The 232-nt window shown below is 55.6% G+C and carries 1 protein-coding gene; it reads left to right on the forward strand.

What is annotated here, in order from left to right; translation table 11 throughout:
• Positions 1–232, forward strand: a 232-nt coding sequence (locus BFQ03_RS02800) for an immunoglobulin-like domain-containing protein (RefSeq protein ID WP_139115626.1), incomplete at both ends; no start/stop codon positions are given.

Below are 232 nucleotides of genomic sequence, written 5' to 3' on the forward strand. Positions count from 1 at the left end.
GCAAGATCACCTACACCGCCACGCTTTCTAATAAAGCGGATACAGACGTCACCCTGACTCTGGATAACAAACAAACCATCACCATCAAGGCCGGTGAAACGGTCGGTACCGTGACGGTTGATGCGCCAGGCGATGACGTGTTCATCGACAAGAGCACCCAGACGGTCCAGATCACCGGCACCGCTGGTGGCAACTTCGAGAAATTGGAAGTGGCCGGTAACGGCGCAACGAC

Origin of the sequence: Pseudomonas sp. 25 R 14 (assembly GCF_900004755.1) — a bacterium.
In the GTDB taxonomy this organism is placed as follows: Bacteria; Pseudomonadota; Gammaproteobacteria; order Pseudomonadales; family Pseudomonadaceae; genus Aquipseudomonas; species Aquipseudomonas brenneri.